Annotated in this window: 25 protein-coding genes; 17 read left to right on the top strand and 8 right to left on the bottom strand. The window is 72.2% G+C overall.

Features of this window, described 5'->3' with window-relative positions; translation table 11 throughout:
- Window positions 1-122 precede the first annotated feature (122 nt).
- The 4 genes from ACIBZJ_RS24980 to ACIBZJ_RS24965 form a co-directional block, all read right to left on the bottom strand.
- Window positions 123-1,601 (bottom strand): S1C family serine protease, encoded by a 1,479-nt coding sequence (locus ACIBZJ_RS24980; RefSeq protein WP_395933494.1) that lies wholly within the window; start codon window positions 1,599-1,601, stop codon window positions 123-125.
- A gap of 93 nt (window positions 1,602-1,694) precedes the next feature.
- Complete coding sequence (locus tag ACIBZJ_RS24975; RefSeq protein ID WP_395933492.1) at window positions 1,695-2,420, bottom strand: phosphoadenylyl-sulfate reductase; 726 nt, start codon at window positions 2,418-2,420, stop codon at window positions 1,695-1,697.
- A gap of 169 nt (window positions 2,421-2,589) precedes the next feature.
- A complete protein-coding gene (locus ACIBZJ_RS24970; protein WP_395933490.1) occupies window positions 2,590-4,242 on the bottom strand; it encodes a nitrite/sulfite reductase in 1,653 nt (550 codons plus the stop codon).
- A gap of 100 nt (window positions 4,243-4,342) precedes the next feature.
- Window positions 4,343-4,435, bottom strand: coding sequence for a putative leader peptide (locus ACIBZJ_RS24965; RefSeq protein WP_395934093.1), 93 nt, complete (start codon window positions 4,433-4,435; stop codon window positions 4,343-4,345).
- A 113-nt stretch (window positions 4,436-4,548) separates the two neighbouring features.
- On the opposite strand from ACIBZJ_RS24965, the gene ACIBZJ_RS24960 reads away from it, so the two are divergent.
- The 6 genes from ACIBZJ_RS24960 to map all read left to right on the top strand — a co-directional run bounded on the left by ACIBZJ_RS24960 (window position 4,549) and on the right by map (window position 9,401).
- Window positions 4,549-4,644: a putative leader peptide gene (locus tag ACIBZJ_RS24960; RefSeq protein WP_395933488.1), complete on the top strand. Its 96-nt coding sequence runs from the start codon at window positions 4,549-4,551 to the stop codon at window positions 4,642-4,644.
- Window positions 4,645-4,902: 258 nt separating this feature from the next.
- On the top strand, window positions 4,903-5,448 hold the full coding sequence (gene cysC / locus ACIBZJ_RS24955) for an adenylyl-sulfate kinase (protein ID WP_395933486.1): 546 nt from the start codon (window positions 4,903-4,905) through the stop codon (window positions 5,446-5,448).
- The gene (cysD, locus tag ACIBZJ_RS24950; protein ID WP_395933484.1) at window positions 5,445-6,380 is read left to right on the top strand and encodes a sulfate adenylyltransferase subunit CysD; all 936 of its coding nucleotides are present in this window, start codon (window positions 5,445-5,447) and stop codon (window positions 6,378-6,380) included. Before cysC ends, cysD begins: the two co-directional genes overlap by 4 nt.
- 2 nt (window positions 6,381-6,382) lie before the next feature.
- Window positions 6,383-7,639: a sulfate adenylyltransferase subunit 1 gene (locus tag ACIBZJ_RS24945; protein WP_395933482.1), complete on the top strand. Its 1,257-nt coding sequence runs from the start codon at window positions 6,383-6,385 to the stop codon at window positions 7,637-7,639.
- Window positions 7,636-8,490, top strand: coding sequence for a sirohydrochlorin chelatase (locus tag ACIBZJ_RS24940; protein ID WP_395933480.1), 855 nt, complete (start codon window positions 7,636-7,638; stop codon window positions 8,488-8,490). Before ACIBZJ_RS24945 ends, ACIBZJ_RS24940 begins: the two co-directional genes overlap by 4 nt.
- 59 nt (window positions 8,491-8,549) lie before the next feature.
- Complete coding sequence (gene map / locus ACIBZJ_RS24935) at window positions 8,550-9,401, top strand: type I methionyl aminopeptidase (RefSeq protein ID WP_395933478.1); 852 nt, start codon at window positions 8,550-8,552, stop codon at window positions 9,399-9,401.
- A 136-nt stretch (window positions 9,402-9,537) separates the two neighbouring features.
- Here map and ACIBZJ_RS24930 read toward each other — a convergent pair whose 3' ends face one another.
- On the bottom strand, window positions 9,538-10,356 hold the full coding sequence (locus tag ACIBZJ_RS24930) for a YaaA family protein (RefSeq protein WP_395933476.1): 819 nt from the start codon (window positions 10,354-10,356) through the stop codon (window positions 9,538-9,540).
- A gap of 48 nt (window positions 10,357-10,404) precedes the next feature.
- On the opposite strand from ACIBZJ_RS24930, the gene ACIBZJ_RS24925 reads away from it, so the two are divergent.
- Window positions 10,405-11,130 (top strand): VIT1/CCC1 transporter family protein, encoded by a 726-nt coding sequence (locus ACIBZJ_RS24925; RefSeq protein WP_395933474.1) that lies wholly within the window; start codon window positions 10,405-10,407, stop codon window positions 11,128-11,130.
- Window positions 11,131-11,204: 74 nt separating this feature from the next.
- On the opposite strand, the gene ACIBZJ_RS24920 is transcribed toward ACIBZJ_RS24925, so the two are convergent.
- Window positions 11,205-11,888, bottom strand: a complete 684-nt coding sequence (locus ACIBZJ_RS24920) for a nucleotidyltransferase domain-containing protein (RefSeq protein ID WP_395933472.1) — start codon at window positions 11,886-11,888, stop codon at window positions 11,205-11,207.
- Window positions 11,889-12,083: 195 nt separating this feature from the next.
- Here ACIBZJ_RS24920 and ACIBZJ_RS24915 point away from each other — a divergent pair, with 195 nt between their 5' ends.
- Window positions 12,084-13,292 (top strand): MFS transporter, encoded by a 1,209-nt coding sequence (locus ACIBZJ_RS24915; RefSeq protein ID WP_395933470.1) that lies wholly within the window; start codon window positions 12,084-12,086, stop codon window positions 13,290-13,292.
- Between the two features lie 31 nt (window positions 13,293-13,323).
- Complete coding sequence (locus ACIBZJ_RS24910) at window positions 13,324-14,013, top strand: HAD family hydrolase (RefSeq protein WP_395933468.1); 690 nt, start codon at window positions 13,324-13,326, stop codon at window positions 14,011-14,013.
- Window positions 14,014-14,221: 208 nt separating this feature from the next.
- Here ACIBZJ_RS24910 and ACIBZJ_RS24905 read toward each other — a convergent pair whose 3' ends face one another.
- Window positions 14,222-14,650: a ferritin-like domain-containing protein gene (locus ACIBZJ_RS24905; RefSeq protein ID WP_395933466.1), complete on the bottom strand. Its 429-nt coding sequence runs from the start codon at window positions 14,648-14,650 to the stop codon at window positions 14,222-14,224.
- Window positions 14,647-15,219, bottom strand: coding sequence for a hypothetical protein (locus ACIBZJ_RS24900; protein WP_395933464.1), 573 nt, complete (start codon window positions 15,217-15,219; stop codon window positions 14,647-14,649). Before ACIBZJ_RS24900 ends, ACIBZJ_RS24905 begins: the two co-directional genes overlap by 4 nt.
- Before the next feature lie 139 nt (window positions 15,220-15,358).
- Here ACIBZJ_RS24900 and rimP point away from each other — a divergent pair, with 139 nt between their 5' ends.
- The 8 genes from rimP to truB all read left to right on the top strand — a co-directional run bounded on the left by rimP (window position 15,359) and on the right by truB (window position 23,454).
- A complete protein-coding gene (rimP, locus tag ACIBZJ_RS24895) occupies window positions 15,359-15,862 on the top strand; it encodes a ribosome maturation factor RimP (RefSeq protein WP_395933462.1) in 504 nt (167 codons plus the stop codon).
- Window positions 15,859-16,923, top strand: coding sequence for a transcription termination factor NusA (nusA, locus tag ACIBZJ_RS24890; RefSeq protein ID WP_395933460.1), 1,065 nt, complete (start codon window positions 15,859-15,861; stop codon window positions 16,921-16,923). The genes rimP and nusA overlap by 4 nt, the downstream gene beginning before the upstream one ends.
- 8 nt (window positions 16,924-16,931) lie before the next feature.
- Entirely contained in the window at window positions 16,932-17,270 is a 339-nt protein-coding gene (locus tag ACIBZJ_RS24885; protein WP_395933458.1) for a YlxR family protein, read from the top strand.
- Between the two features lie 143 nt (window positions 17,271-17,413).
- Window positions 17,414-20,515, top strand: a complete 3,102-nt coding sequence (infB, locus tag ACIBZJ_RS24880) for a translation initiation factor IF-2 (protein ID WP_395934091.1) — start codon at window positions 17,414-17,416, stop codon at window positions 20,513-20,515.
- Between the two features lie 71 nt (window positions 20,516-20,586).
- Complete coding sequence (locus ACIBZJ_RS24875; RefSeq protein WP_395933456.1) at window positions 20,587-20,880, top strand: DUF503 domain-containing protein; 294 nt, start codon at window positions 20,587-20,589, stop codon at window positions 20,878-20,880.
- A gap of 56 nt (window positions 20,881-20,936) precedes the next feature.
- Complete coding sequence (gene rbfA, locus ACIBZJ_RS24870) at window positions 20,937-21,410, top strand: 30S ribosome-binding factor RbfA (RefSeq protein WP_395933454.1); 474 nt, start codon at window positions 20,937-20,939, stop codon at window positions 21,408-21,410.
- Window positions 21,411-21,481: 71 nt separating this feature from the next.
- Entirely contained in the window at window positions 21,482-22,567 is a 1,086-nt protein-coding gene (locus ACIBZJ_RS24865) for a bifunctional oligoribonuclease/PAP phosphatase NrnA (protein WP_395933452.1), read from the top strand.
- Window positions 22,564-23,454, top strand: a complete 891-nt coding sequence (gene truB, locus ACIBZJ_RS24860; RefSeq protein ID WP_395934087.1) for a tRNA pseudouridine(55) synthase TruB — start codon at window positions 22,564-22,566, stop codon at window positions 23,452-23,454. The genes ACIBZJ_RS24865 and truB overlap by 4 nt, the downstream gene beginning before the upstream one ends.
- Window positions 23,455-23,500 lie beyond the last annotated feature (46 nt).

Genomic DNA, 23,500 nt, shown 5'->3' with positions numbered 1-23,500 from the left:
CGCACGCGGAACCGCCGCACCGCGGTGGGAGGCGATGCGGCGGTTCGGGCCCGTCCGGGGGAGGGAGGGCCCTCCGTGCGCTCGTGCCAGTGGAGTGGCGCGCACGGGGATGGGGGTCGGACTCAGGTGGAGCTGCTGTTCAAGGTGGCGGTGGCGGTGGAGCTCTGGCCACCCCGGGTGTAGGTGATCCTCACCGACTCGCCCGGGTTGTGGGAGCGGACCGCGGCGACCAGGCCGTCGGTGTCGGTGACCCGGCGGTCGCCGATCGCGGTGACGACGTCCCCGGCCTTCAGACCGGCTTTGTCGGCGCCGGATCCGTTCGTCACCTGGGCGATCTGCGCGCCGGTGCCGTTCTGGGTGTCCTGGGCGCTGACGCCGAGCGTCGCGTGCTCCGCGGTGCCGTCCTGGATCAGCTGCTTCGCGACGTTCAGCGCGGTGTCGGCCGGGATCGCGAACCCGACGCCGATGTTGCCGGACTGCGAATCCTGCCCGCGGTTGCCGGAACTGCCGGACACCGTCGCGATCGCCGAGTTGATGCCGATCACCCGGCCGTTCAGGTCGACGAGGGCCCCGCCGGAGTTACCCGGGTTGATCGCGGCGTCGGTCTGGACCGCGTCGAGGACCGTGTTCTGGTCGGCGGACGACCCGGTGCGGACCGGGCGGTTGAGCGCGCTGACGATGCCCTCGGTGACGGTGTTCGAGAGGCCGAGCGGCGCGCCGATCGCGAGCACGGTCTGGCCGGTCTTCACGGTGGAGGACCGGGCGAACGTCGCCGGAGTGATCCCGGCGGCGTTGCCCAGCTTGATCACCGCGATGTCGGAGGACGGGTCGCGGCCGACGATCGTGGCCGTGCGGCTCTCGCCGCTGGGCAGGACGACCGTGATCGTGCCGCCGTTCGCGGCCTCCTCGACGACGTGGTTGTTCGTGAGGATGTGGCCCTGGGAATCGAGCACCACGCCCGAGCCGGTGCCGGAGCCGGCGCTCGCGGTGACCTCGATCGTGACGACGCTCTTGAGCGCGGTGGTGGCGGCGGCTTCGACGGTGCCGGTCTGGCTGGTCGCGGTCGTCGCGGTGCCGGTCTCCTGGTTGATCGTCACGCCGGTGCCGCTGTTGTGGTCGCTGACCGCGACTCCCACCGCGGCCCCCGCGCCTCCCGCGACCAGCGCCAGGACGAGCGCGCCCCCGGCGATCGCCACCGCGACCGGGCCCCGTCGCCGAGCCGGCGGCGTCATCGTGCCGAGCGGCGAAGTGGCGTAGGGGCCCCCGGGTCCGGCGCCACCGGTCGTCCAGGCGGGGAACGGCCCGGTCTGGTGCGGCCCGGTCTGGTGCGCGCCGGTGAGGTGCGGCGGCGCCGAGTGCGGCGCGGCCTGGTGCGGGACGCCCGCGGAGGGCGCGCCCTCGTTCCCGGCCGGGAACGAGGCAGTGGGGTGGGGCCCGGCCTGGGCCGGGGTGGGGGAGGCGGCCGGGGCCGCCCACGGGGAGGACGCGTCCGAGGGGCGCGGATCCCCGTGCGGGTGCTGAGTGTCGGAGGGGGGCGTCAGCGGAGCGCCGGCCTGGTCACCGCCGGTGCTGGCTGCGGGGGAGCGGTGCGATTCGTCCATGTCCTGAACGGTCGCTCGCGAAACTGTGAGCTTCCTGTGCCGGTGCTGAGTGCTCTGTGTGGGTATTTGTGCAGGTCGGCCGCTACACCATGCTTACAAGTGAATGCCGCACTCGGTCTTCTCCGACCCCGACCAGCGCCCGGCCCGCTGGTCTTCGCCGACCGCCACCGGCCGCGTGCAGGGCGCGCACCCGATCGACGCGAACCCCCGGTCGACCAGCGGGTTCAGAATCACGTTCCGCTCCGCCACGAACCGGTCGACGTCGTCCTGCGTCCAGCAGGCCAGCGGGTTCACCTTGATCTTGTTCCGGCGCGAATCGATGCCCACCACCGGCGTGTGACGGCGCGCGAACGACTCGTCCCGGCGCAGCCCCGACCCCCACGCCGAGTACGGCGCCAGCCCGCGGTCGAGCGGCTCGACCTTGCGCATCGCGCAGCACGAGTCGGAGTCACGCGCGTACAGGCTCTGCCCGTACGTGATGTTCTGCTGCGCGACGGTCAGCTCCGGCTTCACGGTCACGACCGTGACGTCGAGCTCGGCGGCGACCCGGTCGCGCGTCTGCAGTGTCTCGGGGAAGTGGTAGCCGGTGTCGAGGAACACCACGTCGACGCCGGGCACGGCCTCCGCCGCGAGCGTCGCGAGGACGGCGTCCCCCATGGAAGAAGTGAGGCAGAACCGGTCGCCGAACGTCTCCCCGGCCCAGCGGAGGACCTCGACGGGGTGTGCGCCCTCGAGCGCGGCGGCCGCTTCGTCGGCGAGCGCGCGCAGCGCGGAAGTATCAGAGAATCCGGCATCCGGTCGAGCCAGCATGTCGGTCATGACGTCACCTCCTGGTCTAATTCGGCCGCCTGAGGACGGCTCAGACCGATGTACTTCAGCGTCCAGACCCGCAGGCAGGCTCCACAGCGCCATTGACCGTGGTGCTCACCGTCGGGACGGATGTCTTCCTCGCCGCAGTAGGGGCAGTAGAAGGGGGCGGCCCGCTCGCTCACAGGAGCCAGGCTTCCTCGGCCCGGGCGACGTAGCCGGCGAAGCGCTCGCCCGGCTCCCGGCGCTCCAGGTAGCCGCGCAGGATCCGCTCGACGTAGTCGGGCATCCCGTCGGCGGTGACCTTCAGGCCACGGAACTTGCGGCCGAACGCGGCATCGGCGCCGAAATGCCCGCCGAGGTGCACCTGGAAGCCCTCGACGGTGTTGCCGTGGTCGTCGCGGACCATCGAACCTTTGAAGCCGACGTCGGCGGTCTGGAACCGGGCGCACGAGTTCGGGCAGCCGTTGACGTTGATCGTGATCGGCTCGTCGAAGTCGGGCAGGCGCTTCTCCAGCTCGCGGTAGAGCACGTCGGCGCGGGCCTTGGTCTCGACGATCGCCAGCTTGCAGAACTCGAGCCCGGTACAGGCCATCGTCCCGCGGCGGAACGCGCTCGGATTCACCAGCAGGTCGTGCGTCGCGAGCTCGTCGGTCACCTCGGCGACGTCGGACCGCGCGACGCCGAGCAGCACGAGCTTCTGCTGCGCGGTGGCCGCGACGCGTCCGTCGCCGAGCCGGTCGGACAGGTCGGCGACCGCGGTGAGGATCGTGCCGGACAGCCGGCCGGCCCGCGGGGCGAACCCGAGCGCGAACGTGCCGTTGCGCATCGGCGTGAGGCCGACGTGGTCGCGCTGGTCCTGGATCGGCTTCGCCGGTGCCGGGCCGTCGGGCAGCTTCTCTTTCAGGTACTCGGTCTCGAGCACCTCGCGGAACTTCTCCGGGCCCCAGTCGGCCAGCAGGAACTTCAGGCGCGCGTGGTTGCGCGACCGGCGGTACCCGTAGTCGCGGAAGATGCTGACGACGCCGACCCAGGCGGCGTCCACCTGGTCGGGGCGGACGAAGACGCCGAGACGCTCGGCGAACCGGGGGTTGGTGGAGAGGCCACCGCCGACCCAGAGGTCGAAACCGGGCTCGCCGTCGGGACCGACGACGCCGACGAACCCGACGTCGTTGATCTCGTGGTTGGTGCAGTGCTCGGCGCAGCCGGAGATCGAGCTCTTGAACTTGCGCGGGAGGTTCGAGAACGCCGGGTCGCCGATGTAGCGGTCGACGACGTTCCGCAGCGCCTCGGTCGCGTCGAGGACGTCGGTCTCGAGTTCGCCGGCGAGCGGGCAGCCGAGGATGACCCGCGGCGTGTCGCCGCAGGCCTCGGTGGTGGAGAGGCCGACCCCCTCGAGGCGGCGCCAGATCTCCGGCACGTCCTCGATCGCGATCCAGTGCAGCTGGATGTTCTGCCGGTCGGTGACGTCGGCCACGTCGCGGCCGAACTCGGTCGCGATACCGGCGATGACCCGCAACTGCTCGGACGTCATCCGGCCGCCGTCGATGCGGACGCGCAGCATGAAGTAGCGGTCGTCGAGCTCCTCCGGCTCCAGCACGGCGGTCTTGCCGCCGGGGATGCCGGGCGCGCGCTGCGTGTAGAGGCCGTACCAGCGCATCCGGCCGCGCAGGTCCTGCGGATCGATCGAGTCGAACCCGCGGTGCGCGTAGATGTTCTCGATGCGGTCCCGGACCGACAGACCGTCGGAATCCTTCTTGAACTGCTCGTTCTTGTTCAGCGGCTCGCGATAGCCGAGAGCCCACTGGCCTTGCCCACGCGGACGACCAGGCATTTAGGGACTACCTCACAGGTGTCGGACCGCGGAGCACACACCGGCAGACCGGGGGCTTCAGGGGGAGAAAGCGGTCGGAAGACGGACGAGGGACGGGCGGTCAGGCCTGACAGGCCGCCGAGATCACCCGCTGCAGGTCAACATGCAGGCGGGCGACCAGGAGGGTGCCTCGCGTCGTCACACCACAGAGCATCGCACAGCGATTCGACACTAGCCAGATGCTGGGAATCTGTGCTCACCTACTGGAATAGTAGGCATTCGGTTACCGGTTGGCGGCGCAGTTTTGCTGTGTCATCATCGGCAACCATGACCGGCCGTTCCCGCCCCGCCTCGGCGCTGCTGACCACGCGTCGGCACGTCGACTTCCTGCGCGTCTCCAGCGCAGCGTGTCTTCCGGGCTGAGCGCGGGTTCCGGCATTTCTCGGCTCGCGTAGACGGTTTTCCCCGGCTTGTCGATTGAGCAGGCGTTTCGCCCTGCGCACCAAGTCGTGTCCCCGTCGCAGAGCTTCGGGCGAGACAATACCTATGTCCCATACATAGATAAATGTCCCCGGACTCCCTCCCCGAGGTCAGGAGCAACGCGCGATGCCGATCGCATCGACTCACCCCTCCGGCGCCCCCGCCGGTAGCACGGAGAGTGGCCCCTCCGCCACGCCCACTGTGGCGGATCCCACACCGGGCGCCACCGTCTGGTTCACGGGTCTCCCGAGCGCCGGTAAGACCACCACCGCGAACGCGGTCGGCGAGCGGCTCCGCGCCGCCGGTTACCGGGTCGAGGTGCTCGACGGGGACGCGGTCCGGGAACACCTGTCGGCCGGTCTCGGGTTCAGCCGGGAAGACCGGGACACGAACGTGGCCCGGATCGGCTTCGTCGCCGAACTGCTCGCCCGCAACGGCGTGCTGGTGCTGGCGGCGGTCATCTCGCCGTTCGCGTCCGCCCGGGACGAGGTCCGCGCCCGGCACCGGGCGAGCGGCACAGCGTTCCTCGAAGTCCACGTCGCCACGCCGGTCGAGGTCTGCTCGGTCCGTGACGTGAAAGGCCTCTACGCGCGGCAGCGCGCCGGGGAGATCTCCGGTCTGACCGGCGTCGACGACGTCTACGAGGCGCCGGCCTCACCCGAGCTCGTGCTCCGCACCGAATCGTCCGCCCTCGATGCGTCCGTGGACGCGGTGCTTGCCGCGTTGTCCGAAAGGGGCCTGCTGTGACCACCCTCTCCGACCTCGATCTCCAGCACCTGGAAGACGCTCGGGATGCCGCGCTGACCGCGCTGGAGGACGAGTCGATCCACATCCTGCGCGAGGTGGTCGGCAGCTTCGAGCGGCCGGTTCTGCTCTTCTCCGGGGGCAAGGACTCGATCGTCATGCTCCGGCTGGCCGAGAAGGCGTTCTCTCCCGGCCGGATCCCGTTCCCGGTGATGCACGTCGACACCGGCCACAACTTCCCCGAGGTCATCGAGTTCCGCGACCGCCGGGCCGCTGAGCTGGGGCTCGACCTGGTCGTCGCCTCGGTGCAGGACGCGATCGACCGCGGCCGGGTCGTCGAGCGCCCGGGCGGAACCCGCAACCCGCTGCAGACCGTCCCGCTGCTGGACGCGATCACCGAGAACAAGTTCGACGCGGTGCTCGGTGGCGCCCGGCGCGACGAGGAGAAGGCCCGGGCCAAGGAGCGGGTGTTCTCGATCCGCGACGAGTTCGGCCAGTGGGACCCGCGCAACCAGCGCCCCGAGCTCTGGGACCTCTACAACGGGCGGATCGCACCGGGCGAGCACGTCCGGATCTTCCCGCTGTCGAACTGGACCGAGCTCGACATCTGGCGGTACATCGCCCGGGACGGCATCGAGGTGCCGGGCATCTACTACGCGCACGAGCGCGAGGTGTTCGACCGGGACGGCATGGTGCTCGCGGTGACGCCGTTCACCCCGCCGCGGCCCGGCGAGGAGGTCCGCGTCGAGACTGTCCGATACCGGACGGTCGGCGACGCGACCTGCACCGGCGCCGTGCGCTCGACCGCCGCCACGGTCGAGGACGTGATCGCCGAGACCGCGACCAGCCGGCTCACCGAGCGGGGTGCGACCCGCGCCGACGACCGCGCCAGCGAGGCCGCCATGGAAGACCGCAAGCGCGAGGGATACTTCTAAAAATGTCTGATCTGTTGCGAGTCGCCACCGCCGGGTCGGTGGACGACGGCAAAAGCACGCTGATCGGACGCCTGCTCCACGATTCGAAGAACGTCTTCGCCGACCAATTCGACGCCGTGGAAGCGGCGTCGAAGCGGCGCGGGCTGGACGCCGCCGACCTGGCGCTGCTCACCGACGGTCTGCGCGCCGAGCGGGAGCAGGGCATCACGATCGACGTGGCGTACCGCTACTTCGCCACGCCCCGCCGGACCTTCGTGCTGGCCGACACCCCGGGGCACGTCCAGTACACCCGCAACATGGTGACCGGCGCGTCCACCGCCGACGTCGCGGTCGTGCTCGTCGACGCCCGGCACGGCCTGGTCGAACAGTCGCACCGGCACGCCGCGGTGGCCGCGCTGCTCGGCGTCGGGCATGTCGTGCTGGCCGTCAACAAGATGGATCTGGTCGGGTTCTCCGAGGAGGTCTACGACCGGATCGTCGCGGACTTCGACGTGCTCGCGGCCGAACTCGGCCTCAGGTCCGTCACCGCGATCCCGGTCTCGGCCCTGCACGGCGACAACGTCGTCGAGCCGTCGGCCAAATTCGGCTGGTACGCGGGCCAGACGCTGCTCGATCACCTGGAGACGGTCCCGGTCCCGCCACGCGGTGGTGCGGTGGGAGCGCGGCTGCCGGTCCAGCTCGTGATCCGGCCCCGGTCGGCCGAGCACCCGGACTACCGCGCGTACGCCGGCCGGATCGCCGCCGGGACGCTCCGGGTCGGGGACGAGATCGTCGTGCTGCCGTCCGGCCGCCGGTCGACGGTGGCCGGTATCGACACGCACGACGGTTCGCTCGACGCGGCCTCGACCGGACGCTCGGTCTCGGTCCGGCTCACCGACGACGTCGACGTGTCGCGAGGTGACCTGATCGCCGCGGCGCCGGACGCCCCCGAGCCGGTGAAGCAGCTGACCGGACGGGTCTGCATCCTGGCCGAGCGTCAGGTGCGGGCCGGCGACCGGTTCCGGCTGCGGGCCGGTACCCGCGAGGTGCGGGCGATCGTCGGTGCGGTCGCCGACCGGCTCGACGTCACCACGCTCAAGCGGGAAGACACCGACGCGCTGGTCCTCAACGACATCGGGGACGTGACGCTGCGGCTCGCCGAGCCGGTCGCGGTCGACCCGTACGCGCTGTCCCGGGGCACCGGCTCGTTCCTGCTGATCGACGAATCCACCGGCGCGACCGTGGCCGCCGGAATGGTCGAGCAGCCGGCGGCCGTATGACCGCTCTCCCGCTGCTCGGGCGTGACCCGGTGCTGCTGGCGGTCGCGCACGGGACGTCGTACGCGCCGGGCATCGCGACGCTGCAGGCGCTGCTGGAGCGGGTGCGGGTGCTGGCGCCCGCGCTCCGGGCCGAGCTGGCGTTCGTCGACCACGAGTCGCCGTCGGTGCGGGGAGCGTTGAACCGCTTCGCCGCGGGCGGGCTCGCGGTGGCGACGCTGCCGCTGCTGCTGACCGCGGCCTCGCACAGCAAGGGCGACATCGCGGGGGCGGTCCGGATCGTGCGGGACGCACAACCCGGCTTCGACGTCCGCTACGGCCGCCCGCTCGGGCCGGATCCGCTGCTGCTCTCGGCGCTGGCCGATCGGGTGGCGTCGGCGGGTGCCGACCCGTCGACCGCGCTGGTGCTGGCGGCCGCGGGCGCCGCCGACCCGGACGCCAACGCCGAGATCTGGCGGACCGCCCGGCTGTTCTGGGAGTACCGCGGCGGAGGCGCCCCGGTCGAGGTGGCGTACGCCGGTGCGACCCGGCCGTCGGTGGCCGAGGCCGTCGACCGGCTGCACCGCCTGGGCCACGACGACGTCCTGGTCGTGCCGTACTTCCTGGCGCCGGGGAGGCTGCCGGCCGCGGTGGCGCGGGACGCGCTGGCCGCGGGTGCCCGGGCCGCCGACGTGCTGGGCGCGCACGACGCGGTCGCCCGGCTGGTACTGGCCCGGTACACCGAGGCGGTGGGCGGCAGCGTGCTGATGAACTGCGATACCTGCCAGTACCGGTCGCCGTGGCCGGGGCGGGAGCAGAAGGTGGGACAGGTCCAGCGACCCCACACCCATCCCGCCGACGTGTCGGCGGGATGACGTCCGGAGTGTTCCGGTGCCACACCCGGCGCCCTGCAGCCTGACCTAACCTGGAGGGCATGCGAGCTCCCCTGGTCCCCGGCCGGCAATCCCCTCGGCGTGAGGTTCCGGCGTCCATTCCGCGTCCGGAATACGTCGGGAAACCCGCGCCGCGCCGCTGGACCGGCTCGGACGTGCAGACGCCGGAGACGATCGAGAAGATGCGGGTCGCCTCGCGGATCGCGGCCCAGGCCCTGCAGTACGGCGGCAAGCACGTCGAGCCGGGGGTGACGACCGACGAGATCGACCGGGTCGTCCACGAGTTCATCGTCGAGCACGACGCCTACCCGTCGACGCTGGGCTACCGGGGTTTCACGAAGTCGTGCTGCACCTCGCTGAACGAGGTGATCTGCCACGGCATCCCGGACAGCACGGTGATCGAGGACGGCGACATCGTCAACATCGACGTCACCGCGTTCATCGGTGGGGTGCACGGCGACTGCAACGCGACGTTCCTCGCCGGGGACGTGTCGGAGGAGGCCCGGCTGCTCGTGGAGCGGACCGAGGAGGCCACCCGGCGGGCGATCAACGCGGTGAAGCCGGGGCGGCAGCTGAACGTGGTCGGGCGGGTCATCGAGTCGTACGCGCGGCGGTTCGGGTACGGCGTGGTGCGTGACTTCACCGGTCACGGCATCGGCGAGACGTTCCACTCCGGACTGCACGTGCCCCACTTCGACGACCCGGACCTCGACGTCCTGATCGTCCCCGGCATGACGTTCACGATCGAGCCGATGATCACTCTCGGCACCTACACCTGGGACATGTGGCCCGACCGCTGGACGGTCGTCACCAAGGACCGCAAGTGGACCGCCCAGTTCGAGCACACGTTGGTCGTCACCGACACCGGCGCCGAAATCCTCACCCTCCCTTAGGTGCACGGCCCGCCGAGGGCGACGCTGACAGCCGCGCCACTCGACTTGGGTATGACCAATACGCGGCGTCGAGTGGCGCGGATGTCAGCGCCACCCTCGACGGGCTCCAGCTCAGGGCCAATGCGCCTGCGGCGTTTTAGAGGCGGGCTGCTCGGGCTGCGGCAGGGGTGCCGGCGGGGGGTTCGTGGAGGAGGACGTCGACGCCGGATTCGCCGTGGCGTTCGGCGTCCAGGCCGGCCTTGTGGGCTACTCGGATCACGTCTCGTGGGGTCCGGACGTTGGCGCCCGTGGTGGCGAGGGCTCGGGCGAGTAGGCCCTTGGCGTGTTTGTTGAAGTGGCTCACCACCGAGCGGCTGCCGTCCGGGGCGACGTAGAGGACCCGGACCGTCACCGCGCCCCGCACCGGCGCCAGCTGCACGTACGCGCCCGACCGCAGATCCACGACCAGGCCGGGGAACTCCTCGAGCACCGGCGCGAGCACCGGCTTCCACAGCGCGGACAGCGTCCCCAGGCCGGGCAGCCGTGCGCCCGCCGAGAGCCGGTACGCCGGAATCGGGTCACTGCCCCGGACCGCGCCGAAGAGCGCCGAGGAGATCACCACCCGGTCGGCCGCCCGCTTGCGCATGGCCGGAGTGAGCCCGGCCGGGTCAAACGCGTCGTACAGCACACCGGTGTAGCGGAACAGCGCCGGGCTCGTCGGCGCTGTAGGCAGTGCGGCGTTGAGGTCGAGCTGATCGCGCTGGCCGGCCGAGAGCCCGAGCGCCTTCAGCGCGGGTTCGGCGTCGCCCGCCGACAGCTCGCCCAGAGCCGCCGTCAACGTCCGGCGGACCGGGTGCAGTGCCGGGAACGCCAGCGTGTCGAGCTCGAGCGCCGGCCCGTCGCCACCCGGCCGCTTCGTCTCCGACGGAGGCAGCAGCAGGGTGAGGGGAGCCTTCTCCCGGGCGGCGTTCGGCATGCGGCGAGACTGACACACAGGCCCGGATCAGGGGGACGGAGGGCGGCGATGAACGAGCACCCGAGCGAGGGCGACGAGGAACTTCTCCCGGTTCCGCACCACTCGGACGTGACCGGGGGCTGGCTGCGTGCCGCGGTGTTCGGCGCGATGGACGGTCTGGTCACCAACATCTCACTGATCGCGGGCGTCGGCGGCGGGGGAGTCGACCGGCACGCGATCGTGCTGACCGGCGTCGCCGGGCTGGTGGCGGGCGCGGTGTCGATGGCGCTCGGCGAGTACACCTCGGTCCGCACGCAGAACGAGCAGCTGGACGCCGAGGTCAACCTGGAGCGGCGCGAACTCCGGGTGCACGCGGAGTCCGAGGAGCGCGAGCTGGTCGCGTCCCTGCAGCGGGCCGGTCTGTCGCCGGGCGTGTCCCGGCAGATCGCCGACGAGGCCGCCGCCGATCCCGACCTGCAACTGCGGCTGCACGCGCTGACCGAACTGGGCGTCGTCCCGGAGGGCAAGCCCTCGCCGTGGATGGCCGCGGTCTCGTCGTTCGTGTGCTTCGCGGTCGGTGCGCTGGTTCCGCTGATCTCGTTCCTGCTCGGCTCGGACGAGCTCTGGCTCGCGCTGGCGATCGGCGGTGCCGGGCTGTTCGCGGCCGGTGCGATCGCGACCCACGCGACCAGCGGCCGCTGGTGGACCGGTGGACTACGTCAACTCGTGCTCGGGGCGGCGGCCGCCGCCATCACCTACGCGGTGGGAAGCCTGATCGGGGCCGGCGTCTCCTGAGGGAGGCGAGGCGCGCGCCGCGCGCCACCGATCCAGGGGCGGGCGTACCTGCGGTGGTTCGCCGGGCGGCGTGATCACCAGAGGTCAGCGAGCGAGGCGTCGGTCGGCCGACCGCGTTTTTCGAGCTCAGCCGCTTGCCGGCGGGTCCGGTCGCCGAGCTCGACCAGGTCGAGGCCGACGACCCCGGTCCGGCGGGCCGCGTCCGTGCTGCTGCGGAAGTAGGTGCGGGTCAGCAACCCCTCGGTCACCGCGGCCGCGATCCGGGCCTCGGCCAGCAGGAGCAGGGCGCTGTCCTCGTCGTGCCACTGACCGGCCTGCACCGCGCGAGCCAGCAGCGACTCGGCGCCGCACCAGGCGTCCCGGGCCAGCGAGCCGAACTCCCGCGGCGTGGCCTCGGCCAGCCGGGCCAGGTGCGCGTCGCGGACGGTGGCGAGCCAGTCGCTGTCGTCGTCGAGCGGGCGCACGTGCAGGAGCCGGTCGGCGCGCAGCGGCCAGAGCGTCGTCAGCGTCCGGGCCCGGGTGAGCAGGTCCTCCGAGGACACGACCTCGACCGAGACGAGATGGCCCTCGACCCGGCGCCGGAGCGGCACCGGCCCGGTACCCGCCCGGTAGGTCACCACCAGGAGCTCGACGTCGGCGCCGTCCCGGTCGTCGGAACGGGCGAGGAAGCCGGTCGCGCCGATCGCGAGGACCTCGGCGGGCCGGCGACGGCGGATCCGGCGCGCGAGTTCGGACGCCAGGCCTTCGGGGTCGGTCACGGGCACATCCTGCCGTGCCTGTCGCACGGTCGTCTCGCGGACCGCTACTCTCCGGTGTCCTGGAGTATCGCCCTGCACGCGAAAAGTGAGCCGGTTTCAGGTTCTGCTTGAGTTTCCGACCGATTGTCCCCAATATATGGGGACGAAGACGACCCTTTGGCTGTCGGCCGAGCCGACATGTGCGAATCGAGCCGCGTGGAGTCCACCACCGAAGGGACCGCCGAGGCGATCGCGCCCGCGGCGCACGTCGGTTACCGCGCGGTCCTGCGGCATCCGGTCGCGGGGCGGCTGGTGGCGGTCAAGGCGGTCTCCGAGGTCGGCGACTTCGTCGGGCTGGCCGCGCTGCTGCTGCTCGGGTACCAGCAGACCGGATCGCTGCTCGGAGCGGCCGCCGTCTACACCGCCCGGGCGCTGCCCGCGATCCTGGTCGCGACGCTGCTCGGCGGCTGGCTCGACGTGCTGCCCCGGCGGGCGACGCTCGTCGTGCTGGCGATCGTCGGGGCGGGCGCGCTGGCCCTGCCCGCGCTGTTGCCGGCCGCGTCCACCGCGCTGATCGCGTCGGCGGTCCTCGGCGCCGCCCGGGCCGCGTACGTCGCGCTCACCACCGCGGTGGTGGCGGAAGCGGTGGAGCAACCGGTCCAGCTCCCGTACTTCGGCGCGGCCGCGCTGATCAACATGCTCGCGCAGGTCGGTGGCATCGCGGTCGGCTCCGGGCTGACCGTCGCGCTCGGCCCGCGGGTCGCGCTGCTGGTCGATCTCGTCTCGTTCCTGGTCGCGGCGGCCATGCTGGCCACGCTGCCGGGCGAGGAGCGGCGCGAGCGGCGGGACCGGCTGCCACCCGGCGCCGGGTTCGTGCTGATCTGGCGGCAGCCGACGATGCGCGTGTTGGCGCTGCTCACCTGGGCGACGCTGATCTGCAGCGTGCTGCCGGAGACCGTCGCGACGAACGCGCCGAACGGATGGATCCCGGCCGCGATGGCGTCGTCGGCGCTGGGCGGTGCGGTGTTCGCCGGAGTGATGGGGCGCCTGAGGTTCCTGGAGCGGCCGCTCAACCAGACCCGGACCGCTGCGCTGCTCGGCGCCGGGTTGCTGGCCGGTGCGGTGGTGCTGTTCACCGGGGCCCACCCGCTGCTGCTGGTGACCGCGAACGTGGTGATCGGTGCGGCGACCGGCTGGACGGTCGGCGCGCAGGCGACGTTCGCACGGTTGTCGCCGCCGGGCCGGATGGGACAGATCGAGGCGACGATGATCGCGTCCAACCTGTTCCTGGAGGGCGTCGGCGTGCTGGTGCTCACCGGGATCGCGGTGGCGGCCGGGTCGGACGGTGCGGCGTATCTGGTGGGTGGCGTGCTGGTGCTCGTCGCCGCGCTCGCGGCCGAGCGTCCGCTGCGGACGATCGGGTAATTCGGTCGCAGGCACGTGCGACGCTGACGGCATGGTAAAGGCGGTTCTGTTCGACTGGGGCGGCACGCTCACGCCCTGGCACACGATCGACGCGAAGGCGCTCTGGATGCTCGTCGCCGACGAGTGCCAGGTCGGCGAAGAGCTCATCGACGCGCTGCTCGCGGCCGAGAACGCGGCCTGGGTCCGCTCTCGCGACGAGCACCTCTCGGCCACGATGACCGACATCTGCGCCGCCGCCGGTGTCGCGCTCACGGCCGACCTGCTCGCCGCCCACGAGCGGCACTGGGAGCCGCACACGTACACCGACCCCGAGGCGTCCGAGATGCTCACCGCGCTGCGTGAGCGGGGTCTGAAGGTCGGGCTGCTGTCCAACACGCTGTGGAGCCGCGAGCACCACGAGCGCATCCTCGCCCGCGACGGCGTGCTCGAGAAGTTCGACGGCGCGGTCTACACCAGCGAGATCCCGTGGACGAAGCCGCACCCGGAGGCGTTCCGGGCCGCGATGGACGCGGTCGGGGTCGACGACCCGTCCGAGTGCGTCTACGTGGGCGACCGGCTGTTCGACGACGTCTACGGCGCCCAGGCAGCCGGGATGAGGGCGGTGCACGTGCCGCACAGCGCGGTGCCGGCGCACCAGGTCGGTCACACGGTAGGCAAGCCCGACGCCGTGATCCAGAGGCTCTCCGACCTAGTCCCGGTGATCGACGACTGGCGCGGCTGAGCACCCGAGTTCCGACCCGAAGCCCGCCGAGAGCAGAGGTGACTGACCTGGAGCCCGCTGAGAGCGGGGGTGGCGTCCGCTCGGTGTTCTGACCTGGAGCCCGCTGAGAGCGTCGGTGACAGTCGAGCGCGCCGACGCCGAGACATCAGGATTCCCGTCTCAAGGAGGCGCGCTCGCCTGTCATCCGTCGCTCTCAGCGGGCCGCCCACTAAGAGCCAGGCCAGGGGAGGGTGGGGGGCTTGCCGGGGCTGGCGAGCGCGCGCCACTGGGCGCCGCGGACGGCGGCGTCGGTCAGGGCGTCCAGGGCCACGGTGCGGGCGTCGCCGGTCAGCGCGCCGAGCGTCGAGCGCCAGACCGCGGCGCTGCGCGTCTCGATCTCGACGGCCAGGGCCAGCGCACCGGCGCGGTCGGTCACCGGCTTCGGCAGCGTGTAGGCGGGCGCAGCCGGTGACGGCGTCGCCTCCTCGGCCGTGATCAGGTCGGCGGTGGCGTCCCGCTGCCGCCGGTGGGCGAGGTCGGCGTCGCGGGCGCGGACGAGTTCGTCGTCGTCGAGCTGCGCCCCGATGACCCCGTAGGCGTAGATCGCGGCGTTCTCGGCCGCGAGCGCGATCTGCAGCCGGTCGCTCGTGCCGCTCACGCGAGCGCCACCGCGTGGGACGCCTCCGCGGCGCTGATGCAGCCGAGCACGGTCACCCGCTCGGCCGGGCCGGCCGCGTCCCCGGTGCCCGGGGCCGCGGCCAGGCAGGCCATGCGCGAGCGGGCGGTCGCGGTCTTCTCGGCCTTGCGCAGGGCGACCAGCGCGGCGTCCGGGTCCGGGCTGACCGCGGGTGCGGACGCGGGCGCGCTCGGGCCCGGCACCGGCGGGGTGGCCCGTGCCAGCGCACCGCGGCGCCGGGCGTCCAGCAGTTCGAGCAGCGCGTCGCGATGGGCGCGGTGGGCGTCGCGGAGCGGGCCGAGGCGGTCGGCCAGGTCCGCGTGGGCGGTCAGCGTCGCCTGGTAGAGGTCGAGCAGCGTCTGCTTCTGCGTCACCAGCGCCTCCAGCGGGTCGGCCGCGATCGCCGGCACGGCCGGACCGGGGTCGACGATGTCGCATCCGGCCAGCGCGCCGGTCGCCAGCAGCCCTCCGAGCAGCACGCTGCGTCTCGAGACCGGGACGGCCCGTACCGACGGGGACCCGGGGCGGAGGTGGCGCGCGACGTGGGGCACGCCCGACAGTTTCCCAGTCCGCCCGGCGCGTGCCGGATGGAGGGCCGTTCGTGGCGAACCGTTAGGCTGTGGCGAGTCAGTCGGCGCGAACTTGCCGCGTGCCAACAACTGCACAGTGACCACCGTTCGGAGGTGTCGGATGCCAGCACCGCAGGCGATGCGCTCCCGGATCGTCGCGTTGGTCGAACCCGTGGTCAACGCGGCCGGTTACGACCTCGAGGAAGTCTCGGTCAACCAGGCCGGCCGTCGGATGGTGGTACGGGTGGTGGTGGACGCGGACGGCGGCGTCACGCTGGACGACATCGCCGAGGTCTCCCGCGCCGTCTCCGCCGCCCTCGACGCGACCGACGACGCTTTCGGGGCCGGCCCGTACACGCTCGAGGTGACTTCCCCCGGTGTCGACCGGCCGCTGACCGAGCCGCGGCACTGGCGGCGCAACGTCGGCCGCCTGGTGAAGGTGAACATCGGCGGGCGCAGCCTGACCGCCCGCATCACCGCGGTCGACGACGCAGGTGTGCACTTCACCGACGACAAGGGCGAGCAGACGGCGACGTTCGCCGAGGTCGGCCCGGGCAAGGTGCAGGTGGAGTTCGCCCGGCCCACCACGAAAGACACCGACGAGCAAGAAGGAGGAGACCAGTGAACATCGATATCGCAGCCCTGCGCGCGGTCGAGCGGGAGCGTGAGATCTCCTTCGACACGATCATCGAAGCGATCGAGACCGCGCTCCTGACCGCGTACAAGCACACCGGTCACGCGCACCCCGACGCCCGCGTCGAGGTGAACCGGAAGACCGGGGCGGCCACCGTGTGGGCGGCCGAGCGCGACGAGGACGGCACGGTCCTGCGCGAGTTCGACGACACCCCGGACGACTTCGGCCGGATCGCGACGATGACCGCCAAGCAGGTGATCTTGCAGCGGCTGCGCGACGCCCAGGACGAGATGACGTTCGGCGAGTTCGCCAGCCGCGAAGGCGAGGTCGTGGCCGGTGTCATCCAGGCGCACGAGTCCCGCTCCGAGCGGGGCATCGTCTCGGTCAGCCTGGGCAAGATCGAGGCGACGCTGCCCCCGGCCGAGCAGGTGCCGGGTGAGAGCTACCAGCACGGCGCCCGGATCAAGGCGCTCGTCGTCCACGTGGCGAAGGGCATGCGCGGCCCGCAGGTGACGCTCTCGCGCACGCACCCGAACCTGGTGCGGAAGCTGTTCGCGCTGGAGGTGCCGGAGATCGCCGACGGCACGGTCGAGATCGCCGCGGTGGCGCGCGAGGCCGGGCACCGCTCGAAGATCGCGGTGCGCGCCACGGTTCCCGGCGTCAACCCGAAGGGCGCCTGCATCGGGCCGCTCGGGGCCCGCGTCCGGGCCGTGATGAGCGAGCTGCACGGCGAGAAGATCGACATCGTCGACTGGGCCGACGACCCGGCCCGGTTCGTGGGCAACGCCCTCTCGCCGGCGCAGGTGAAGGCCGTCGACGTCGTCGATCTGGAGAACAGATCGGCGCGGGTCACCGTGCCCGACTTCCAGCTCTCGCTCGCGATCGGCAAGGAAGGGCAGAACGCCCGCCTCGCCGCCCGGCTCACCGGATGGCGGATCGACATCCACAGCGACGCCGAAGGTTCGTCACCGGCAGTGACCAGTGGGCCCGACGAGGCCACTGAGTCAAGCGTGGGGGAACCGGACGCTTCGGTCCCCGGCAGCGCGGGGTAGACTGGCCTGTGGTTCGCCGCACTAGCCCGGCGCCATCCCCGCATGACCGCTTCCCAACGCGGACCTGCGTGGGATGTCGACAGCGAGCGGCAGCCACCGAGCTGTTGCGCGTCGTCGCGGTCGAGCGTGGGGATACCCGCGTCACCGTCCCCGATCCGGCGCGTCGGCTGCCGGGAAGGGGCGCTTGGCTGCATCCCGACCCAGCGTGTTTCGTACTTGCGGAGAAGCGTCGCGCCTTCGGGCGTGCACTTCGGGTCCCCGGCGTCCTCGACGCCGAGGCGGTCCGCGAGTATGTGGCAAGAACCGAAGGGCTGAGCAACCCGCTCGGACCCACGGACGAAAAGTAGGTCTCCCGGTATGAGCGTGCGATGAAGTCTCTGCGATGAGCAAGCTTCGTGAGTAACTAGAAGGTCGAGCGGGTTGTGCCGCCCGGCCTCGGAAGAGGAGAGCAGTGGCAGGCAAGGCCCGCGTACACGAACTCGCCAAGGAACTGGGCATCCCCAGCAAAGATGTGCTGAACAAGCTCAAAGAGCTCGGGGAGTTCGTGAAGTCCGCGTCGTCCACGATCGAGGCGCCGGTGGCGCGTCGGTTGCGAGAGGCGTACACGTCGCCGTCCTCCGGCGGTAGTAATGGCGGAGGACGCAAGCCGGGTCCCCCGAGTGGACCCCGGCCGCCCCGAACCGTTCCGTCCCCGGCGTCGATGGCCCGCCCGCAGGGCACGGCCAGCGCCCAGGACATCGAAGTCAAGGCCGAGCAGGCCCGTGCGGCCGAGCTCCAGGCGCAGCAGCAGGCGCAGGCCGCGGCCGCGCGTGCGGCGGCGGCCACCGGACGGCCCACCCCGGGCCCCCGGCCCGGTCCGCGTCCGGCTCCGGCGGCTCCGGCCGCCGCTGAAGCTCCGGCACCCGCACCGACGCAGCAGCCGAGCCCGGTTCAGCCGTCGCAGCGTCCGGCTCCCGGCGGCCCCCGTCCGGGTGGTGCCGGTCAGCAGCGGTCCGCGCCGCGTCCGGGCAACAACCCGTTCGGCGTCGGCCCCGGCACGCCCACCCAGCCGTCCCCGCGTCCCGGCCCCCGGCCGGCTGCGGCGGCGGGCCCGGGTGGTCAGGCTCCGGCCGGCCCGGGTCAGTCCGGCCCGCGTCCCGGCGCCGGCGGCCCGCGTCCCGGTCCGCGGCCCAGCCCGCAGCAGGGTGGCGACCGTCCCGGTGGCGGGCGTCCGGGTCCTGGTGGCCCGCGTCCCGGCCCCGGTGGTCCCCGTCCCGAGCGTTCCGACCGCGGCCCCGGTGGCCCGCGTCCGGGTGGCTCGTCCGGCGGTGGGCCCGGTGGCCCGCGTCCGAACCCCGGCATGATGCCGCCGCGGCCGAACCCGGGCATGATGCCCGGTCGTCCGTCCGGCCCCGGCCGTGGTGGTCCCGGCGGTCCTGGTGGACGTCCGGGTGGTCCCGGTGGTGGCGGCGCCGGTCGTCCCGGCGGTGGCGGCGGCGGTGGATTCCGCGGCGGTCCCGGCGGTGGCGGTGGCGGCGCTGGTCGTCCCGGCGGCGGTGGCGGCGGTTTCCGTCCCGGCGGCGGTGGCGGTGGCGGTGGCACCGGTACCGGTGCACCCGGTGGCGGTTTCCGTCCCGGTGGCGGTGGCGGCGGTGGCCGTCCCGGTGGTGGCGGTCGTGGTCGCGGCGGTGCCGCGGGTGCGTTCGGCCGTCCCGGTGGACGCGGTCCCGTTCGTGGACGGAAGTCGAAGAAGCAGAGGCGTCAGGAGTTCGACAACCTCTCCGCGCCGACGATGGGCTCCGGTGCCCCGCGCGGCAGCGGCGAGGTCATCCGGCTCCCGCGGGGCGCGTCGCTCTCCGACTTCGCCGACCGGATCAACGCGAACCCCGGTTCGCTGGTCCAGGAGGCGTTCGGTCTCGGCGAGATGGTGACCGCGACCCAGTCGTGCACCGACGAGACGCTGCAGCTGCTCGGTGTCCACCTCGGATACGACGTGCAGATCGTCAGCCCCGAGGACGAGGACCGTGCGCTGCTGGCCCGGTTCGACATCGACCTCGACCAGGAGTACGACGACGAGCGGCTGGTCACGCGGCCGCCGGTGGTCACGGTCATGGGCCACGTCGACCACGGTAAGACGAAGCTGCTGGACGCCATCCGGCACACGAAGGTGGCCGAGGGCGAAGCCGGCGGCATCACGCAGCACATCGGTGCCTACCAGGTCGACGCGCACGTCAACGGCGAAGACCGGTCGATCACGTTCATCGACACCCCGGGTCACGAGGCGTTCACCGCCATGCGTGCTCGTGGTGCGAAGTCGACGGACATCGCGATCCTCGTGGTCGCGGCCGACGACGGCGTGAAGCCGCAGACGATCGAGGCGCTCAACCACGCCCAGGCGGCCGAGGTGCCGATCGTGGTCGCGGTGAACAAGATCGACAAGGAAGGCGCCAACCCGGCGAAGGTGCGGCAGCAGCTCACCGAATACGGGCTGGTCGCCGAGGAGTACGGCGGCGACACGATGTTCGTCGACATCTCGGCGAAGTCCCGGATCAACATCGACGGTCTGCTCGAGGCGGTCTGCCTCACCGCGGACGCGTCGCTGGACCTCCGGGCGCCGGTCGACGTGCCGGCCCAGGGTGTCGCGATCGAGGGTCACCTCGACCGTGGCCGCGGCCCGATCGCGACCGTCCTGGTCCAGCGGGGCACGCTCCGCGTCGGCGACTCGATCGTCGCCGGTGAGGCCCACGGCCGCGTCCGGGCGATGCTCGACGACAGCGGTTCGCAGGTCGCCGAGGCGGGTCCGTCCAGTGCGGTGCAGGTGCTCGGCTTCACCGCCGTGCCCGGCGCCGGCGACACCTTCCTGGAGGTGGCGGAAGACCGGGTGGCCCGGCAGATCGCCGAACAGCGGCAGGCGCGCGAGCGCAATGCCCAGCTGGCGGCGACCCGTGGGCGTCCGACGCTGGAGACGCTGCTGGAGCGGATGAAGGAGGGCGAGAAGACCCAGCTCAACCTCATCCTCAAGGGCGACGGTTCCGGTGCGGTCGAGGCTCTCGAAGACGCGCTGGCCAAGCTCGACATCGCCGACGAGGTCTCGCTGCGGATCATCGACCGCGGTGTCGGTGCGATCACCGAGACCAACGTCATGCTGGCGTCGGCCTCCGACGCGGTCATCATCGGCTTCAACGTCCGGCCCCAGGGCAAGGCGAGCGAGCTGGCCGACCGCGAAGGCGTCGACATCCGGTACTACTCGGTCATCTACGCGGCGATCGAAGACATCGAGAATGCCCTCAAGGGCATGCTCAAGCCGGAGTTCGAAGAGGTTCAGCTGGGTACCGCCGAGATCCGCGAGATCTTCCGGTCCAGCAAGTTCGGCAACATCGCCGGTGTGCTCGTGCGCAGCGGTGAGATCCGCCGTAACTCCAAGGCCCGGGTCATCCGGGACGGAGCCGTGGTGGCCGACAACCTCCAGATCCACTCGCTCAAGAGGTTCAAGGACGACGCCACCGAGGTCCGCGAGGGCTACGAGGCCGGTATCGGTCTCGGGTCGTACAACGACATCAAGATCGACGACGTCATCGAGACCTTCGAGATGCGGGAGAAGCCCCGGTCGTGAGTTGAGGCAGGCGGGGGGGGGGGGGGCGGGGGCCGCCCCCCCCCCCCCCCCGCCTGCTATCGGGAGGAAGCTTGTTCACCGGCACGTTGGAGTTCGACGTCGTGCTGCCCGCAGACAGCCGCAACCTGAAGGCCAAGCGGGGGTACGTCCGCCCCGTGGTCGCCGCGCTCCGGCGGCTCGAGGTGTCCGCGGCCGAGGTCGGTCTGCAAGACCTGCACGGCCGGGCGGCTATCGGCGTCGCCGCGGTCGCCGGCGACCCGCACCACGTCGGTGAGGTACTGGACGCGTGCGAGCGGCTCGTCGCCGGGCGTCCCGAGTTGGAACTGCTGTCGGTCCGGCGTCGCCTGCACGGCGACGACGACTGAGACACCACCCCCTGCGTACTGGCCGGGCCGCTGCGCCCGGTGAGGAGTGAGAAACCATGGTTGACGCAGCACGGGCGAGGAAGCTCGCCGTCCGGATCCGCGAGATCGTCGCGGAGACGCTCCGGACCCAGGTGAAGGACCCCCGGCTGGGCATGGTGACGGTGACCGACGCGAAGGTCACCGCCGACCTGCACGACGCGACCGTCTACTACACCGTCTACGGCGACGAGACCGAGCGGGCCGCCACCGCCGAAGCGCTGGAGAGCGCACGCGGTGTGCTGCGCAGCGCGGTCGGCAGGCAGACCGGCGTCCGGTTCACGCCGACGCTCGCGTTCAGCCTGGACGTGGTTCCCGACACCGCCAAGCACATCGACGAGCTGCTCGAGGTGGCCAAGCGCGCGGACGCCGAGGTCCAGCGGAAGGCCGCCGGGGCGTCGTACGCGGGCGAGGCCGACCCGTACCGGCACGAGGACGAGGAGGAGCCGGAGGACGCTCCGGCCGAGACCCCGTCGGCGGAGAGCAACCGGTGACTCAGTCGGTACTCCCGTCCGCTCATCGTCAGCGAGAAGCATCCGACGTCCGCCCGGTGTACGGTCCGGACGTGCACGGAAGCCGTAGTCCGGCGGAAGGGTCCGCTCCGACGGCAGCGCCGGCGGGCGGCCCCGGCGAACCCGCGATCTCCGAGCAGGCCTGGTCCGACGCTCTGTCGCTGTTCCGCAAGTACGGCGACGGCGAGGGCGGCATCGTGCTGGCCTGCCACATCAACCCCGACGGGGACGCGCTGGGCAGCATGCTGGCGACCGGTCTGGGCTTGCGTCAGCTCGGTATCCCGGTGCAGGCCTCGTTCAGCAACCCGTTCCGGCTGGCCCAGTCGCTGACCGCGATCGCCGGTCGCGAACTGCTGGTGCCGCCGGAGGAGGTCAATGCCCGGCCCGACCTGTTCGTCACGTTCGACACCGGTAGCGTCGACCGCCTCGGCGACCTGGCTCCGCTGGTCGCGTCGGCCGGTGAGGTGATCGTCGTCGACCACCACGTCACCAACGCCGGGTTCGGCACCCGCAACCTGATCGATCCGAAGGCCGCGGCGACCGCCGTCGTCGTCGACGACCTGCTGCGGCGGCTCGGTGTCACGGTCGACGCCGAGATCGCCGAGTGCCTCTACGTCGGGCTTTCCACCGACACGGCGTCGTTCCGCGGCGCGGCCACGACGCCCTCCACGCACGAGCTCGCGGCCCGGCTGCTGGCGACCGGGATCAAACCCGACGAGATCAGCCGCCGGCTCTACGACGCCCGCCCGATGCGCTCGCTGCACTTGCTGGCCGACGTCCTCGCCCGGGTGACGCTGGACCCGGCCGCGGCCGGTGGCGGTGGCCTGAGCTGGACGTACGTGACTCAGGACGACTTGGCCCGGCACGGTCTCGGGATGGAGTGGGTCGAGGGCGTCGTCGACATGCTCCGCGGCGCCGAAGAGAGCACGATCGCGCTGGTCGCGAAGCAGATCGGCCCGGATCAGTGGTCGGTTTCGCTGCGGTCGCGGGGTCCGATCGACGTCGGCGCGCTGTGCGTGCGGCTCGGCGGGGGAGGGCACCGGATCTCCGCCGGTTTCACCGGCCACGGTCCGCTGGAGGGGGTCGTCGCCCAGGTGGTGGCGGCGCTGGCTCCCGACCCGGTCCCGGTGACCCGCTGAACGCGGTGACCAGCGGGCTGGTCGTCGTCGACAAGCCGTCCGGCCTGACCTCGCACGACGTCGTCGCCCGCGCGCGGCGGATCTTCCGCACCCGCAAGATCGGGCACGCCGGGACGCTCGACCCGATGGCGACCGGCGTCCTCGTGCTCGGCGTCGAACGCGCGACGAAGCTGCTCGGCCATCTCACGCTGACCGAGAAGACGTACGTCGCCACGATCCGCCTCGGGTACGCCACGGTGACCGACGACGCCGAAGGCGCCCGTCTGGACGGCGCTTCCGCTTCCGGCGTTCATCCCGACGACGTCCGGGCCGGCCTGAAAGACCTGACCGGGACGCTCGACCAGGTGCCGTCCGCGGTCTCGGCGGTCAAGGTCGCCGGACGCCGGGCCTACGACCGGGTGCGTTCCGGCGAGGAGGTCGAGCTGGCCGCCCGCCAGGTGACCGTCTCGCGCTTCGACCTGCTGGCCGACCGGCGCCCCGAACCCGACCTGCTCGACCTCGACGTGATCGTCGAGTGCTCGTCCGGTACCTACGTCCGGGCGCTCGCGCGCGACCTCGGCCGGGCCCTGGGCACCGGCGGGCACCTGACCGCGCTCCGCCGCACCCGCGTCGGCCCGTTCCCGATCTCCGCGGCCCGGACGCTCGAGCAACTCGCCGAAGAAGAGGATCCGGTCACACTCGATCTGGACGCGGCGGTGGCCACCGCGTTCCCGCGCCGGGACGTCGACGAGGCCGCGGCGACCGTGCTGGGCCACGGCGGACGGCTCCCGGCAACCGGCGTGACCGGCGTTTACGGCGTGTTCGGACCGGACGGCAAGGTGATCGCGCTGGTCCGCGAGCAGGACGGCGCGGCCCGGTCCGAGGTGGTGCTCCGCCCGTCCGGGTGAGCGCAGGCCGTTCCTACCGACGAACTAGGCTGGCACTCGATATCCG

Origin of the sequence: Cryptosporangium sp. NPDC051539, assembly GCF_044454545.1 — a bacterium.
Classification (GTDB): domain Bacteria; phylum Actinomycetota; class Actinomycetes; order Mycobacteriales; family Cryptosporangiaceae; genus Cryptosporangium.
The sequence above is the reverse complement of the archived record's forward strand: the minus strand, read 5'-3'. Positions and strand labels throughout refer to the sequence as shown.